Genomic DNA, 16,141 nt, shown 5'->3' on the forward strand with positions numbered 1-16,141 from the left:
GAGAGGTCGCAGGCCGTCCTCCCGGCGTGGCTCAGCCGGTGAAGGCGAGGCCCAGACGGGCCAGTCGGACCGTGTCGTAGGCGCCCTCCGTGGTGGCCTCGACGTCGAAGACGTGCCTCTGGGTGGGCGGAGCGCCGATGAGTTCGGCGGCCCTGGCCGGAATGGGCACGGCCGCGGCCTGGGCCGACTCCCACAGGAAGACGGCGCCCCACCGGTTGGTGCGCGCGTCGGAGATCCACACCTTCAGGCGCAGCCCCGGTACCCGGGAGAAACGGTCCACGGCCTCGTCGCGCAGGAAGTCCCGGAGCGAGGCGATGGTCTGCTCGGACCCGTCGAGGTCCCACCAGGCGATTACCACGCGCACGTACGCAGCACCCCCTCGAGCGCGTCACCGACGACGCGTACGCCGTCCTGTGTGAGCACGGACTCGGCGTGGAACTGCATCGAGGCGAAGCCGGGCCCGCGCAGCGCGTGCACTTCCCCGGTCTCCTCGTCCCGGCTCGCCTCGACGAGCCCCACGCCGGGAACCTCGAACGCGTCCAGCGCGCTGCGGGCCGCGAACGTGTTGTAGAAGCCGACCCGTTCCCGCGCTCCGAACAGGTCGATCTCCCGCTGGACTCCCTGGTTGGGCACCGGCCGGCGCACCAGTTCCAGGCCGAGCAGGGTGCTGAGCACCTGGTGACTGAGGCAGACGGCGATGAAGGGCCGGCGCTGGTCCACGAGCGCGTGGATCGCGGACCGCAGGTGTGTGATCTTGGGGTCGCGGGTGTCGCGCGGATCACCGGGGCCCGGACCCATGACGACGAGCTCGTGGTCGTCGAAGGAGTACGGCTCGTCGAAGCGCCGGACCGTCGGCTTCAGCCCCATGGCCCGCAGCTGGTGGCCGATCATGGAGGTGAAGGTGTCCTCCGCGTCCACCACGAGGACCCGGCGGTCGGCCAGTTCGGCCCCCCGCCCGGCCGGACGGGCACGCTCGCCGATCCAGAAACCGGCGATCGAGTCGTTGCGCTGCTCCAAGGCCTGGCGCACGCGCGGGTGTTCGGCGAAGCGCGCGGAGCCCTCGGTGCCCAGAGCGGCGAGGAGACCGGCCGCCTTCGCCCGGGTCTCGTCGACCTCCGAGTCCGGGTCGGAATGCCGGACCAGGGTGGCACCGACGCCGATGCTCAGCCGGCCGGCGCCGTCGATGTCGGCGGTGCGTATGAGGATCGAGGAGTCGAGCGTGCGCCGCCCCCGCTCGTCCTGCCCGATCAGGGCGACCACACCGCTGTAGTAGCCGCGCCCGCGGGGCTCGTACCGGTTGATCACCCGGCAGGCGCTCTCCAGCGGACTGCCCGTCACCGTCGGCGCGAACATGGTCTCCCGCAGAATCGTGCGGGGATCGTGGTCGCTCGCGCCCTCGATGAAGTACTCGGTGTGCGCGAGGCGAGCCATCTCCTTCAGGTACGGCCCCACGACCCGGGGAGCGGGATCGCAGATCCGCGCCATCATCTTGAGTTCCTCGTCGACGACCATGTACAGCTCGTCGGCCTCCTTGCGGTCGGCGAGGAAGTCCATGACGCCCGGCAGGGTGGGGCCGGAGGCCGGATAGCGGTAGGTGCCGCTGATCGGGTTCATCACGGCCCGGCCGGCCCGCAGGCTCACGTGCCGCTCGGGGGAGGCGCCGACGAAGGTACGGTCGCCGGTGTGCACGACGAACGTCCAGTACGCCCCCTGCTCCCGCTCCAGCAGCCGCCGGAAGAACGCCAGGGCGCTGTGCACCGTGTAGCCGGTGATGTCGGCGACGAACGACCGCTTGATGACGAAGTTCGCTCCCTCGCCCGTGCCGATCTCGTCCGCGATCACCTTGCGGACGATTCCGGCGTACTCGTCGTCGTCGAGGTCGAAGGCGCCGCCGCTGAGCGCGACCGGCTCGCCGGGCAGCCGCCGCAGGGCGTCGCTCACCGCGACGGTGGTCTGCTCCGCCACGGTGATCGCGATCAGCGGTTCGCCGTCGTCGGCGCAGGCGTAGCCCCGCTCGGCGACCTGGCGGTAGGGGATCAGCGCCAGGACCTCCTGACGGGCCCCGGCGTCGGGATCGGGTGCCTCGCTCAGGGGTATCCGGGCCACGGCGTCCACCGTCGACACCGTCCCCGCCAGGACCTCCAGGGTGTCCGGGCCGCTGACTTCGGGGCGGTGCAGCAGCGCGAAGGCGGACGGCTCCGGCCCGAGGAGCCGGTCGAGCAGGTCGTGCCCCGTACGGGCGCTGTGTTCGTTCATCGGCTGAGCTCCTCGATCACGGACTTGGTCGTGGTGACCAGGGCGCAACGCTCGGCGGCGTAGTCGAGGGCCAGCCGGTGGTACGCCTCGGTGAAGTCGGCGACCGCGTCGGCCACCAGAAACGTCTGGATGTCGTTGGTGAAGGCCTCCACCGCGGTGGACAGCACCCCGATGTGCGCGTACACACCGCAGACGATCAGCTGGTCCCGTCCGTGGGCGCGCATCCTCTCCAGCAGGTCGGACCGGAAGAACGCGCTGTAGCGCCACTTGGTGAGCAGCCAGTCCTCCAGGCCGGGCGCGAGCGGCTCCACGACCTCCCGGTCGGCGGGGTCGACACGCATGCCCGGCCCCCAGAAGTCCTTGAGCAGTCCACGCTGTTCGTCGGTCATGCCGCCCGGCTGCGCGGTGTACGCGACGGGCATGCCGGAGGCGACCGCCTGTTCGCGCAGCCGGGTCGCGTTCCGCACGAGGTCGGCACCGGGTGCCTCGCCCTCGGGGAACTGCCTCAGGAAGTACCGCTGCATGTCGTGCACGAGCAGGACCGCGCGGTCCGGATCGGCCTGCCACGCCGCCGTGTTGGCGGGCAGGTCTCCGGCCTGGGGCATCGGGTAGGGCTGGATGGGGGGTATCCCTGGCATGGTCTTCCTCGTATGGCTTGGGTGGTCAGACGCCGAGGGTCGCGCCGCCGTCGACGGTGAGGTCGTGCATCGTGATGTGCGAGGCCTGATCCGACAGGAGGAACGCCACCGCCTCGGCCACGTCCGAGGGGCGGGCCAGCTTGCCGAGTGGTATGCCGACGCGGTAGGCGTCGGGCGAACCTTCGAGCGTCGCGGTGCGCCCGTGGTCGTCCTTCCACATGGACGTGAGCATCGGGGTCTCGGTGGAGCCGGGAGCGACCACGTTGCACCGGATGCCGTACCGGGCGACCTCGAGGCCGAGGCACTTGGTGAACATGGTCGCCGCGGCCTTCGACGCCGAGTACGCGGCCATGTCCATGCGGGCCGTTCCCGCCGCGTTGGAGGCGATGGTGACGACGGCTCCGGAGCGCCGCCGGACCATGCGGTTGACCACCGCGCGCGACATGAAGAACACTCCGGTGGCGTTGACCGCGAACGTCGCCGCCCAGTCCGCGTCGGTGAGGTCCCGGGCCTTCGCCAGGCGTAGTGCGCCCGCCCCGTTGACCAGGTGGTCGAGCGGTCCCAGGGCGTCCTCGACGTCCGCGACCAGGCGCTCGGCCGCGGCGCTGGTGGTGATGTCGGCGGGGAACGCCCGTACCCGCAGCCCGTCGGCGGCCAGTTTCCCCGTCACCTCGCTCAGCCGGTCACCGTCCTTGTCCACGGCGGCCACCTCGGCGCCGCGTTCGGCCAGGGCGCGGACGACCGCTTCGCCTATTCCGCCCGCGGCTCCCGTGACCAGCGCGATCTTGTCCTGCATGGTGAACAGGCCTCCTTTTCAGCGGCGCCAGGCCGAGGCGACCTCCACGGCCTGACGGGGATTGAGCCGCGGGTCGCAAAAGCTCGTGTACTTGTCTCCGACCGAATCGATGAAAGTGGCGTCGGCGACGCATTCCGTGACCTGATCCGGGGTGGTTTCCAGGTGCAGGCCGCCGGGAATTCCGCCGGCCGCTGCCACGGATTCCTGGAATTCCTCGACCTCGCGTATGACGCTCTTCACGAAACGGGTTTTCAGACCGTCGGGGCCGCACTCGGTGTTGCCGTGCATCGGGTCGGACAGCCAGATCACCGGGTGCCCGGCGTCCCGTACGGCGGCGACCAGGGCGGGGAGCTTCTCGGGTGCCGTACCCGCGCCCATGCGCGCGATGAGCGTCAGCCGCCCGGGGACGCGGCCGGGGTCCAGCCGCTCGCACAGGCGCAGCAGTTCCTCCGGCGTCATGGTCGGCCCCACCTTGCAGGCCACCGGGTTGCGCACGGCCGCCAGGAGCGCCACGTGGGCGCCGTCCACCTGCCGGGTGCGCTCGCCGATCCACGGCCAGTGCGTCGAGGTGAGCAGCAGGCCGCCGTCGTCCTGCCGGCGCAGCATGGGCAGTTCGTAGTCGAGCAGGAGGGCCTCGTGGCTGGTCCACACGGGGGCCTGCGCGCGCCCGGCGCTGCCGGCCCAGCCGAGGTGTTCCATGACCTCGCGCGCGGCCCGGTGGCCGGTCAGCAGGCGCCGGGGGTCGGGCTGTCGCAGCACCGGGTCGGGGTTCGGATCGTTCACCATGTGCCCGCGGTAGACGGGCAGTTCGACACCCCGGACCGTTTCGGTGGGCTTGGACCGCGGCTTGGCGTACTGGCCGGCGAGCCGGCCCACGCGCACCACGGGCCTGCCCGCGTTGACGCGCATGACGCCCGCCAGGAGGTCGAGCACCGCCGCCTTGCGGGCGACGTCCACGCGGCCGTTCTCCGCCCAGTCCTCGGCACAGTCACCGGCTTGGATGACCTGGGCGTGCCCCTGGGCGACCGCCCTGAGGTGGTCGTGCAGCCGGGTCACGTCGGCGGCCTTGACGAGCGGCGGAAGCGCGCTCAGTTCCCGCCTCGCCCGCTCCCTCGCAGGATGGCCGTGCCAATCGGGCTGCTGAAGAGCGGGGAGCGATTCGATGTGAGCGAGCTCGCTGTCCAACTCGGTTCCTCTCGTGGCGATGAAGAAGGATTTCTTCGGCTGAACTCGTGAGTTGCTTGCACCGATTCTGCGGAATTACGGAATCCCCGTGAAGGGAAGTATCGTTACTTCGTCATGTTCCGGTTGAGCAGAATGAATTCATCCGCGGGCCGGGACGAATTCATCCGACCGGGCCCGGGAAAGTTCCGGAAAGCGCACGTCCCGGCCTCGTGGCCCATCGGGGACACGAGGCCGGGACGCCGTGGATCAGGTGAGGGGACCGGCCTGCGGGATCAGCTGGTGACACCGCCGTCGACGACGAGGTCGTGGCCGACGACGAAGCTCGACTCGTCGGACGCCAGCCACAGCACCGCGTTGACGATCTCGTCCGTCGTCGCGACGCGGGCGATCGGAACCGTCGTGGCGAGCCGGGCCGCGCGATCGGCGTCGGTCTCCCCGGGGCGCAGGGACATGCTGGTGTCCGTGGCACCGGGGCTCACCGCGTTGATGCGCACGTTGTCCTTGATGTGGTCCAGGGCGGCGACCCGGGTGAGGGTGCTCACGGCGGCCTTGGACGCGGCGTAGGCGGCCATGCCGGGGCGGCGCCCGTGGTAACCGATGTTCGACGCGGTGTTGACGATGGCACCACCGCCGTGCGCCCGCATGTGCGCGATCTGCTGCTGCATGCTGAGCAGGACGCCGTTCAGGTTGACGTCCAGCACGGACTGCCACACGGACAGGTCCAGGTCGCCGACCGGGGTGGGCTTGCCGAAGACGCCGGCGTTGTTGTGCGCGACGTGCAGGCCGCCGTGGCGCTCCACCGTGGTGCGCACCAGGCGCTCCATGTCCTCGGGCCGGGTGACGTCGGCGACGACGGCGCTGGCGGTGCCGCCGTCCTCGTCGACGAGTCGCACAGTCTCCTCGATGGATTCGGGCCGGGCCCCGGCGGCGACCACGGTGGCGCCCTCGCGGGCGAAGGCCCTGGCGCTGGCCCGGCCGATGCCGGATCCGGCCCCGGTGACGATGACGACCTTGTCCTTGAATCGGGCGGTCATGAGGGGTGCTCCTTGGTACATGTCGTAGCGGATGGAAATTCAGGGTGTCCGAGCGGCCGCAGGACCGGGGTCTTTCAGCCGGCGTCCCGGGTCGGGCGGGGGCGCAGCAGGACGAGCGCGCACACCGCGGCGGCGGCGAAGGCCACGGCCGCGATGGTGAAGGCGAAGCCGTAGCCGGAGGTCAGGGCAGAGGCCGTACCCGTGCCCGTGTGCACCAGGTCCGTGGTGCGTGCGGTGGCCAGGGTCACCAGGACGGCGAGACCGATGGCCGGCCCGGCCTCCAGCGCGGTGTTGACCACGGCGCCGGCGAGACCGGCCTGGTCCTGCGGGACGTCGGTGGTCGCGGTGACGGTGGATCCGGCGAAGACCAGCGCCGCCCCGGCGGGAAAGAGCACCAGCCCGGCCAGTACGGCGCCCACGTACGGCGTGTCGGTGCCGATCCGGCCCAGCACCGCCAGTCCCAGCCCGGCCAGCGCCAGTCCCCCGACCAGCACCGCACGCGGGCCGAAGCGCTGCACCAGCCTGCCCACGCACAGGCCGCTGACGACCAGGGTCAGGCCGAAGGGCAGGAACGCCGCCGACGTCTCCAGCGCGGAATAGCCCCGGACCTCCTGGAAGTACAGCGCGAGCATGAAGAAGATGGTGGTGATCCCGGCGGCGCCCAGGAAGACCGCCAGCAGCGCCACCGCCCTGCGGGGTGAGGCGGGGAACGACAGCGGCAGGAGCGGCTGCGGCACCCGTGCCTCGGTGACGACGAAGGCCAGCAGCAGCGCGCCGCCGCCGGTGAGGGTGCCGAGCGCCACCGGGGAGGTCCATCCGCGCTCCGGCGCCTCCACCAGGCCGTAGCTGAGCAGGGCGATCCCGGTGGTGACCAGGGCGGCCCCGAGGACGTCCAGGCGGCCGCCCCGGCCGGCCGCGCCCTCGGGGAGCAGCCGCGGGGCGGCGAAGAGGGTCACCGCCGCCATCGCGACGGGCACGACGAACACCCAGCGCCAGGAGTTCGACGAGGCCACCACCCCGGACAGCAGCATCCCGGCGGTCCCGCCGGAGGCCGCGAGCCCGCCCCAGACCGCCATGGCACGGGCGTGCCGCGCGGGCTCCGGGTGTACGACGCTCACCAGCGCCATCGCGGCCGGTACGGCCAGTGCGGCACCGGCACCCTGGGCGAAGCGGGCCACCAGCAGCATCCACAGCCCCGTGGACACCCCCGCCAGCGCCGAACTCACGCCGAACACGCCGGTACCGAGGAGGAACACGCGCCGGTTCCCGTACAGGTCGGACAGCCGGCCGCCCAGCAGCAGCAGCCCGCTGAACGACATGCCGTAGGAGGCCGAGAGCAGGGCGAGTTCGGCGCGGTCGAGCCCGAACTCGCGCTGGATGTCGGGGAGTACGACGTTGAGCACGCTCATGGCGAGGATGAGCACGAACTGGACCGACGCCAGCAGGGCGAAGGCCGGGCCACTGCTGCTGTCGCGTGCCGCTCCGGAAGCCGTTCGGGCCGGCTCCGTCTGCTCCGCCTCGACGACGTCATGCTGCTGCACAGCTCGCCTCACGTGTGGTCGGGAAGGGTGATGGACTGCGAGTGCCGGAAGGTGTTCCGAGGGTCGTACGCGGCCTTGACCTGCTGCAGGCGCGGGTAGTTGGCCTTGTAGTAGAGCGTGTACCAGGGCACGCCGGTGGTGTTGACCTTCGGGTCGGTGATGTCGGCGTCCGGATAGTTGATGTAGCAGCCGTCCGTGGCCGCGCCCGGCACGGGGTAGCCGCCGGTGGCCGAGAAGACCTCGCCGTACACGTCACGCACCCAGCCGATGTTCGCGGCGTCGTCCTCGGCGCTCGACCAGAAGCTCTGGAACAGCCCCTTGAAGATCGAGTCCCGCTGCGCCGACGCGGTGTCGCCGGAGCCCACGGTGTTGATCTTCCCGCCGTACGACAGGAGGACGACCATGGACGCCGGGTTCTGCTGATCGGTGCGCGTCAGGTGCCGGTACATCGCCGTGGCCTGTGCCGTGGTGACGTTCTTGCGCAGGTAGGCGGACTTGTGGTGGCCGCGCAGCGTCGGATTGGTCAGGGTCGGGTTGCTCGTGCCCAGCAGCTTGACCGAGTGCAGCCACGGAAGTCGCTGCGGCGTGAACAGGTCGGGCAGCGCGCCCAGTTCACCGACCGGCTCGGACATCGGGCGTACGGCAGCGTCGGAGAGCGACGAGGTGACCTCGGTGAGGAAGGCGTCGAGCACCTTCCTCGCGCCGGGGACGGTGGCGTCGATCTGGGTGAGCAGACCGATGCTGCCGTTCGCCTTGTGATTCATCATCAGGAAGCTGCACAGGGAGGCGGCGGCGGAGTCGGCGGAGCCGTTCTTCTCGTGCCAGGCGCCGAACTTCCGCACGAGCGAGGTGAAGGAGTCCTTGTCCAGCTCGCTCCAGGGCAGCGCGAGCGCGCTGACGAGCACTTCCTTCGGGGGCTTGGGAAGGAGCGAGGAGGGGTCGGTGCCGGTGGCGTCGGGGCTGCGGAACCAGTACCGGGTGATGACACCGAAGTTGCCGCCGCCACCGCCGGTGTGCGCCCACCACAGGTCGCGGTGGGGGTCGTCGGCCTCGCGCGTGGCCACCACGCTGCGCGCCTTGCCCTTCGCGTCGACCACGACGACCTCGACCGCGTACAGGTGGTCGACGGTCAGGCCGTGCCGCCGGGACAGCATTCCGTAGCCACCACCGCTGATGTGGCCGCCCGCCCCCACCGAGTAGCACATGCCGCCGGGGATGGTGACGCCCCAGCCCTTGAAGAGGGAGTCGTACACATGGAGCAGCGTCGATCCCGCGCCCACTTCGAAGGCCTTGAGCTCCTCGTCGTAGGTGACGGTGTCGAGCAGGGAGGTGTCGATGACCACCCGGACCTCGGAGTTGTAGACGAAGTCCGCGTAGCAGTGGCCGCCGCTGCGCACCGAGATCCGCTTGCCCGCGTCCACGGCTTCCTGAACGGCCCGCACCACCTGCTCGGTGGTCCGCACCAGCCGGACGGAATCGGGCCGGGCGACCCAGCGGGAGTTGTTGCCGACGACGAGATCGGCGTAGCGGGGGTCGCCCGGAAGAACGGTGACGGCGTCGGAGCCGGGGGCGGTGGGAGCGGCGGCGGCGGCCGTCGCGCGGGGACCGGCTTCCAGGGTCGTGGCGGCTATCGCGGCAGCCGTGCCGGCCAGGACGCTTCGTCTTTTCATGGAACTCGCGTTCTCTTTCTGTATCGGTGCAAGCTTTGGACAGTCACACAGGTCCGGTGCACGCCGAACGGTCAGTCGCCCCAGACCACGCCGAGCCCGAGGTTCTCCGCGAATTCCATGGTGCGGTCGACCGACCACGACTCACCGACCGGCGCCGATTTCCCGAGCCGGGTCGGATAGCCGGTCTCCGAGAAGAACCTCTCGAATCCACCGGGCGTGGTGATGACATAGAAACGGGCGGCTTCGCTCTCCACCAGGTAGGAATGCGGTATGCCACGCGGAAGGAACAGCACGCCGGCGCCGTTGACGATTTCCGTGCGGTCTCCGACCGTGAGGCGGACTTCCCCTCCCTCGATGATGAAGATCTCGTCCTCGAGCGTGTGGGTGTGGCGCGGTGCGCGTTCTCCCATCACCGCACTGAAGTGCGTGATTCCCAAGGTGCCACCGGTCTCCTCGGCGGAGAGTTTCGTGGTGACGACCGACCCCTTCCCCCAGAGCCGGGAAACCCCCTCGCCGTCTCGGCGAATCACCGGCGACCGTCTTTCGAGCCCTGCAGTCAAGGTCCCTCCAGAGAACGCTGCAATTACTCACTCACCATTTCGCCGGGAGCCTCACACGCCGCCGTCGCCGCCTGCAACGCGCACGGAGCTATTTTGTCAGGTGTCACCCCACGGCCTTCGGAACACATGACGAGCCGATATGCAACCCCGCGCCGAATACTTTGTCAGGTGTCCGGGACGTGATCATGCGGTAACCCGGCCGTTATATCCGCACGTGCGAAATCGTAATGCCGGGCCCTAGAATTACGGATGCCCTTTACGTCTCGTTCGACTGCTGGAGCGGAGGCAGTCATTGACCACATGGCCGCGCTCGAAGCGCAGTGACGTCCTGGACCAGCTCACGGCAGAGGGGGTCGGTCTCTGGCTGGACGACTACCATCGGGGCCGCCTGGCCGACGGCAGCCTGGAGAGACTGGTGGCCGACGGACTGGTCGGCGGTGTCATCTCCCGACCCGCGGCCGTCGCGCGCGCCATGTCGGACACCACGGCCTACGGGGACCAGCTGAACCGGCTCTCGGGCGCGGCCGCCTCCGCCGAGGAACGCGTCTACGCACTCATCGCCGAGGACGCCCGTGCGGCCTGCAGCGCGCTGGAACCGGTGTTCCGGGAGACGAAGGGCATGCACGGCTGGGTCTCCCTCGGCATCGCGCCCCAGCCGGCCGCGGATGCCGAGACCATGGCCGACCACTCCAGACGGCTCGCGGAGATGGTCGACCGCCCCAACGTACTGATCCGGATCCCCGTCGCGGGCAGGGGACTTGCCGCCGCCGGTGACGTGCTCGCCCACGGCGTCGGCGTGCACGTCACCTCCGTGTACTCCGTGCAGCGGTACGCCCAGGCGGTGGACGCCTACTTCCGCGGCCTGGAGCGCGCCACGGCCGGCGGTCACGCCGCGTCCGCCGTCACCTCGCTCGTCTCCCTGGACATCGGCCATCTCGACGCAGGCGTCGACGCCCTACTGGACGGCTCGGCGGACCCCTGCGCCGCCGCGCTGCGCGGACAGGCCGGGGTGGCCACCGCGCGGCTCGTCTACCGCCGCTACGAGGAGAGCCTCGGCTGTCCGCACTGGCGCTCCCTGGTGGCCGACGGAGCCCGCCCCCAGCGCCTGCTCTGGACCTCGGAGAACGTGCCGGAATCCCCTCGGGCCGCGCTGGACCGGGTCGAACGGATCATCGCCTGGATGACCTCGCACGCCCTGCCGCAGCCGGCGCTCGAAGCGCTGAACCGCCGCGAGGGGTTCCACGGCGACACCCTCTCCGGTGAACACGAGGCGGCCTGCCGGGTGGTGGAGGCGCTCGGGTGGGCCGGCGTCGCCTTCGACTCGATCGCGCGCGACCTGGAAGCCGCGGCGATCGAGACGGAGCGCGCCGCATGGGAGGAGCTCCTGACGGCGGTTCAGGCGGGCTGAGCCACCGTTCGGGCGGCCCGGGTGCGCAGCCCGCCGCGCGCGGCAGCGTCGTACACCTCCGACAGCCCCTCGCCGGAACGGATTTCCACCAGGAAGTGCTCGACCACGTCTCCCCGGTCGACGATGGCGAGCTTCCTGAGCACCCGCAGCCGCCGCCCCGTCTCCCCGGCGATCCGGTGCAGTCCGTCCAAGTCCCCTCTGCTGCTGAAGTGCAGCAGGGCCCGGCCGTCCTTCGTCAGCCGGCGCGGCGCCTCGTCCACGTACCTGCGATGCGCTTCGTATCCGGGATCCACATAGGCGCGTTCCAGGGCAGTGGTGAACCGGTACTCCTCCGGTGCGCGGACGTACGGCGAACTCCAGACGATGGTGTCGAAGCGCTCCCCGGCGGGCAGCGCTTCGAAGAGGTCGCTGTGCACGGCTCGCACCCGGTCGGCGACTTGGTGCCGCCGCGCGTTGAGCGCGGCGTTCGCCACCGCCTCGGCGTTGATGTCCGAGGCGACGACCCGCTCGCAGCCCGCGAGGGCGGCGGTCACGGCGACGACCCCGGTGCCGCAGCCGATCTCCAGGAACGAGCCGCGCCGAGGAGGGCCTACGGGGTCGCAAAGGCCGAGCATGTCCAGGACGATCTCGGTCGTGCCCGCGTGCAGAGGGGCGAAGACCCCGTCGTGCAGGTCCCACTGCCTTCCGCGCAGCGAGAAGACCCCGGGCCGGTGCTCCGCCCGCATGGAGTCCCGGCTGCGTTCGAGCGAACGTAGATAACTCTTGATCTCGGACATCCCCCGCTGTTCCCCTCTGCGCCGGGCACGCCTTCCGCGCTTCCGGTCACCGATCGTATTCCCGTGCTCACGGGCACCGGCCCGATCTTCCCCTGGCATCCCGGGGAGCGACAGGTGATCCGGCCACACAACCAACCGGGGAGAGGGGTGACTCGGCCACCACCCAAGGGAACATTTGCGCGAACATGTAAAGGGGGCGGTTGCGGCTACGACGCCCCAAGCTTAGGCTCCCTAAGGATCAACTTGCCTGATTACGGGGGGACGATGATCACCGGGGGAACGATGATCAGGGGAGAACGATGGTCACGGGGGGAATGACGATGACGGGGGTGACGGGGGGACTGGCGTCGGCCACCTCGCCGGATGTGATGTCCGTGCTGGAACTGCTCGCCGAGGGGGCGCCGGCGGCGCGGTTCGAGGAACTGCTGCGCGCCGCCCGGCACGACGGGGCTTCCGACGGCACCCTCGCGGAGCTAGACCAGGCCGTCCGCCTGGCCTCGCGCGTCCAGGCCCTGATCGGCCACGCACAGCAGCGGGAGGCCGGACTCGCCGCGCTCGTCGACACCGCCCACGACCTCACCCTGGTGCACGGCATGGAAGCGCTGCTGCACGAGATCGCACGACGGGCACGCCGACTGCTGAACTTCGACATGGCCTACATCGGACTGCGCGACGGGGGCGACGGACGGCCCTGCTCCATCCGCGCGGCGGAGGGCGAGACCACCTCACGCAGCGTGGGCCTGAAGACCTCCGACGACTCCGGCCTCGGCAGCCTCGTCCAGCGGAGCGGGGCGCCCGCCTGGAGCCCCGACTACCTGGCCGACAGGGAAATTCCGCACTCTCCCGACATCGATGCCGTCGTACGGGCCGAAGGCCTGCACGCCATCCTGGCGGTGCCGCTCGGCTACGGCACCACGGTCTTCGGCACCCTCTACGGCGCCGACCGGAAGATACGGCACTTCACGCCGGACGAGATCAGTCTCATGCGCTCGCTCGGCAAGCTCGCGGGCGTCGCCATCGAACGCGCGCGGCTGCTGGAGGAGACCCGCGCCGAGGTGACCGAGCTGGAACGGGACACCTCCCGCGCCAGGAGCAGTCTCGACGTGCAGCGCCGCGTCGAGGCCGCCTACATCCGGCTGATCGACCTGGTGCTCAGCGGCTGCGACCCGCAGACCCTCGTCGAAGCGGCGGTCGAGGAACTGTCAGGGTCACTGGTCGTCAGGGACTGCGTCGGCCGCGTGGTCGTCGTGACCGGTACGCCGCCCGAACTCGCCGAGGACGACGTGCTCAGGTGGACCTACGACGCCCACGCGACCGGCTGCCCGGTGCCCATGTCCGAGGGCGGCTCCGAGGGAGGCTGGGTCGCGCCGGTCGCCGCCGGCGGCGAGAACCTCGGCGCCATCATGTTGGTCCCCGACGAACCGCTCACGGACGGCTTCGGAGTGCGGTTGCTCCAGCTCACCGCGCGGGCGGTCGCCCTCATCCTGTTGCTGCAGCGCACCTCGACGGTGGCCCACGACCAGATCCGTGACGAACTGCTGGAGGAGCTGCTCAGCGACATCCGGCCGCAGCCGCACCAGTTGATCCCGCGGGCCCGCCGGCTCGGCATCGCCATCGACGAACCGCATGTGATGGTGGTGGCCCGGCCCGAGGGAGGCCCGGAGCACCGGACCGCCGCCTGGGCGTCGTCGTACGCCCATCGGATGTCCGGGCTCATGAGATTCCGTGACGGCTGCGTGACGCTGCTGATCCGCGGCGAGGACCCGCTCGCCGCGGCCACCGCCGTGTCCGGGGAGCTCGCGCCGCTCGTCGGCCATCCCGTCACGGTCGGGGCGGCCGGGCCCGTCTCCGGCCCGGCCCGTGTGGCACAGGCCCACCGCGAGGCGCTCAGCTGCCTGGAGGCACTCACCGAGCTGGGCAACCTCGGTGGTGTCGCCACCCCACAGCAGATGGGCTTCCTCGGTGTCCTGCTCTCCGAGACTCACGGCATCGGCGACTACATCGAGTCCGTGATCGGCCCCGTACTGGACTACGACACCCAGCGCTTCACCGAGCTGACCCGGACACTCGACGCGTATTTCGCCGCCGGTTCGAGCCCGACGCGCGCGGCGGCGAGCCTGCATGTTCACCCCAACACGGTGTCCAGGCGGTTGGAGCGCATCACCGAACTCCTCGGAGCCGACTGGCAGGATCCCGAACGGGCACTGGAGATCCAGCTCGCCCTCCGGCTGCACCGCACCCGGCGCACGCTGCAGCACCGGCATGCGGCCTCGGGAGGCGTAGGGGACACGGGCAGACAGGCTTCACAGGGGGCGGGTGAGTAGGGGGCGGGTGCACAGGGCTCGGGCGTATGGGCTCGGGCGTATGGGCTCGGGCGTATGGGCTCGGGTGTACAGGGTTCGGGTGTACGGGGATCAGGCGGAGGCCCGAAGCGCCCACAAACGCGACTCAGCAGACTCAGCAGACTCATCGAACTCATCCGATGCGTCCGACTCATCCGCCAGCACCGACACCGCGTGGGCGACGGAGGCCAGGGTCATGTGGCGGTGCCAGCCCCGGAACGAGCGTCCTTCGAAGTCCCGGACGCCCACCTGCTCGCCAGTCTGCTTCTCGTCCTGGGCGACCCGCTGCGCCAGCCAGGTCAACCGCACGAGATCACCGACCGGTGCCGTCGCCGGGGCCGCGAGCCACAGGGCCGTCGGTGCCTTGCCTCGTTCGTGCCACTCGCCGATCAGCAACAGCTCGGACCCGAAGCCCGGCCGGGGAAGTCGCACCCGGACCGCCGCCGCGAGCATGGTGCGCCGCACCGGCCCCCGGGCGGCGTCCAGCGGACGGCGCAGACCTTGCACGGACTCCATGATGTGGCGGGCCGGAATCGCTCCCGCCCGGTACCCCGGCATCGCGCGATCCGCCACGATCAGCCGGGTGTTCCCCTTCACCCGGGTGAGCAGGGGAATCCCGGCTTCGGCGAAGGGCCGGATGACCCCGCCGAGGCCCGTCACATGCGTGTCCAGCACGACGGGACGCCTCGGCACCTCAGGCCGGCCGAGCAAAGTCAGCGCCGTGGCCGTCGCGCACTCGTCCGGTGTCTCGGCCTGGGCGCTGTCGGGAATCTCCGCCCTACGGCGCCTGCGAGCGTTCCCGAGCCAGGACTCGGGAAGATGCAGCCGCCACTGAACGGGCACGCTGGTCCCCTCGGTCGCGGCCCAGGCCCCAAAGGCCAGCTGGCCGTTGAGCACCTGTCCGCACTCCGGGGCGAACTGCCGCTCCACCCCCACCGAGTGCTCGCCTGCCTTCGGAATGAACAGCGGTCGCACGACCCAGGCCCGTGGTGCCAGCACCCGCGTGACATGGTCGGCGAGGGCCTCGCGTATGGGCGACCAGTCCCAGGTGGAGCTGCTGATGAAGTGGTGCAGGCTCTGCTCGGCCGCGGCCCCGCCGACGGACGCGGCGATGTTCCGGATCGACTTGCGTCCCTGCGCCGCCAGCAGCCCACTCAGATAGTGCCGCGCCCTCAGCCGCTGGTCACTGCGCCGTAACGACGCGAAGAGCGCAGCACTGAACTCGTCGCCTGGAGGGGTGACCTCGCAGGCGCCTTCTCGTATTCGATGGCTGGAGACGACCTTTGCGTTCACGTTTCCCCCGCTCGCCGACTTCACGGTTGCGCCCTCAACACTGGCCGCCCGGGTCCGACACGGGGAGGTGCACCGGGCACACACCTGCGAGCGACAACGGTTGCCGGGCCACCCCTCGCTCCTGGGGCGCGATGCAACTACGACCTCAGCCCACCACCCCACCCCGATCCGCTACCCTGTCAGGGGCCGCCACCTCGGTGGCGTCCCGACCCTTGCCGCAATCGGGGCGAATAGTCACTCAGAGTATTCAGCCACGGTCACGCAAGCCCCGCCTTCGTAGCTCAGGGGATAGAGCACCGCTCTCCTAAAGCGGGTGTCGCAGGTTCGAATCCTGCCGGGGGCACAATGCATTACCGCTCTGACCTGGGATTTCTCCCCCAGGGAGGGCTTCGGCTCGGCCTCGGACTCCCCGTCCGGGGCCGTTTGCGTGAGCGGTGCGTGAGCGGACGGCTTGCCAGGCTCCGTTATTCCTCCCGACGGATCAACACCATCCGGCACGGTCTCCAGGCCGGGATCATCCGTATCGCCGGACCTCGACCCCACTTCGGGAGCGGTGTTCTTGAAGGTGGCGTCGGCGCGCGGTACGAGCCGGGCTGCGGTCTCGGCAAGCAGGCTGGTGTACATCCAGGAGTACAGGCCCGC

Annotated in this window: 13 protein-coding genes and 1 tRNA gene; 3 read left to right on the forward strand and 11 right to left on the reverse strand. The window is 70.6% G+C overall.

Annotation, left to right across the window (positions count from 1 at the left end; genetic code table 11):
- Positions 1–31 precede the first annotated feature (31 nt).
- The 9 genes from PV963_RS19305 to PV963_RS19345 form a co-directional block, all read right to left on the reverse strand.
- Positions 32–364 carry a hypothetical protein gene (locus PV963_RS19305; protein WP_274816984.1) on the reverse strand — a complete coding sequence of 111 codons (333 nt, stop codon included), beginning with the start codon at positions 362–364 and terminating at the stop codon, positions 32–34.
- Complete coding sequence (locus PV963_RS19310; protein WP_274816985.1) at positions 352–2,256, reverse strand: anthranilate synthase family protein; 1,905 nt, start codon at positions 2,254–2,256, stop codon at positions 352–354. The genes PV963_RS19305 and PV963_RS19310 overlap by 13 nt, the downstream gene beginning before the upstream one ends.
- Positions 2,253–2,894, reverse strand: a complete 642-nt coding sequence (locus PV963_RS19315) for an isochorismatase family protein (RefSeq protein WP_274816986.1) — start codon at positions 2,892–2,894, stop codon at positions 2,253–2,255. The genes PV963_RS19310 and PV963_RS19315 overlap by 4 nt, the downstream gene beginning before the upstream one ends.
- A gap of 25 nt (positions 2,895–2,919) precedes the next feature.
- Positions 2,920–3,690, reverse strand: coding sequence for a 2,3-dihydro-2,3-dihydroxybenzoate dehydrogenase (locus tag PV963_RS19320; protein ID WP_274816987.1), 771 nt, complete (start codon positions 3,688–3,690; stop codon positions 2,920–2,922).
- Between the two features lie 18 nt (positions 3,691–3,708).
- Positions 3,709–4,875: a 3-deoxy-7-phosphoheptulonate synthase gene (locus PV963_RS19325; protein WP_274816988.1), complete on the reverse strand. Its 1,167-nt coding sequence runs from the start codon at positions 4,873–4,875 to the stop codon at positions 3,709–3,711.
- Positions 4,876–5,147: 272 nt separating this feature from the next.
- Positions 5,148–5,909, reverse strand: coding sequence for an SDR family NAD(P)-dependent oxidoreductase (locus PV963_RS19330; RefSeq protein WP_274816989.1), 762 nt, complete (start codon positions 5,907–5,909; stop codon positions 5,148–5,150).
- 74 nt (positions 5,910–5,983) lie between these two features.
- Positions 5,984–7,450 (reverse strand): MFS transporter, encoded by a 1,467-nt coding sequence (locus PV963_RS19335; protein ID WP_274816990.1) that lies wholly within the window; start codon positions 7,448–7,450, stop codon positions 5,984–5,986.
- Positions 7,451–7,458: 8 nt separating this feature from the next.
- Positions 7,459–9,120: an FAD-binding oxidoreductase gene (locus tag PV963_RS19340; RefSeq protein WP_274816991.1), complete on the reverse strand. Its 1,662-nt coding sequence runs from the start codon at positions 9,118–9,120 to the stop codon at positions 7,459–7,461.
- Positions 9,121–9,191: 71 nt separating this feature from the next.
- Positions 9,192–9,680, reverse strand: a complete 489-nt coding sequence (locus PV963_RS19345; RefSeq protein WP_274816992.1) for a cupin domain-containing protein — start codon at positions 9,678–9,680, stop codon at positions 9,192–9,194.
- Positions 9,681–9,972: 292 nt separating this feature from the next.
- On the opposite strand from PV963_RS19345, the gene PV963_RS19350 reads away from it, so the two are divergent.
- Entirely contained in the window at positions 9,973–11,088 is a 1,116-nt protein-coding gene (locus tag PV963_RS19350) for a transaldolase family protein (protein ID WP_274816993.1), read from the forward strand.
- Here the strand turns inward: PV963_RS19350 and PV963_RS19355 are convergent.
- Complete coding sequence (locus PV963_RS19355; RefSeq protein WP_274816994.1) at positions 11,076–11,864, reverse strand: methyltransferase; 789 nt, start codon at positions 11,862–11,864, stop codon at positions 11,076–11,078. The two genes, PV963_RS19350 and PV963_RS19355, sit on opposite strands and share 13 nt — an antisense overlap.
- A 320-nt stretch (positions 11,865–12,184) precedes the next feature.
- Between PV963_RS19355 and PV963_RS19360 the strand changes: the two genes are divergently transcribed.
- On the forward strand, positions 12,185–14,188 hold the full coding sequence (locus tag PV963_RS19360; RefSeq protein WP_274816995.1) for a helix-turn-helix domain-containing protein: 2,004 nt from the start codon (positions 12,185–12,187) through the stop codon (positions 14,186–14,188).
- A gap of 90 nt (positions 14,189–14,278) precedes the next feature.
- Here the strand turns inward: PV963_RS19360 and PV963_RS19365 are convergent, their stop codons facing one another.
- A complete protein-coding gene (locus PV963_RS19365; protein WP_274816996.1) occupies positions 14,279–15,499 on the reverse strand; it encodes an IS701 family transposase in 1,221 nt (406 codons plus the stop codon).
- A 270-nt stretch (positions 15,500–15,769) separates the two neighbouring features.
- On the opposite strand from PV963_RS19365, the gene PV963_RS19370 reads away from it, so the two are divergent.
- A tRNA-Arg gene (locus PV963_RS19370) sits at positions 15,770–15,842 on the forward strand.
- Positions 15,843–16,141 lie beyond the last annotated feature (299 nt).

Source organism: Streptomyces coeruleorubidus, from assembly GCF_028885415.1.
Lineage (GTDB): Bacteria > Actinomycetota > Actinomycetes > Streptomycetales > Streptomycetaceae > Streptomyces > Streptomyces coeruleorubidus_A.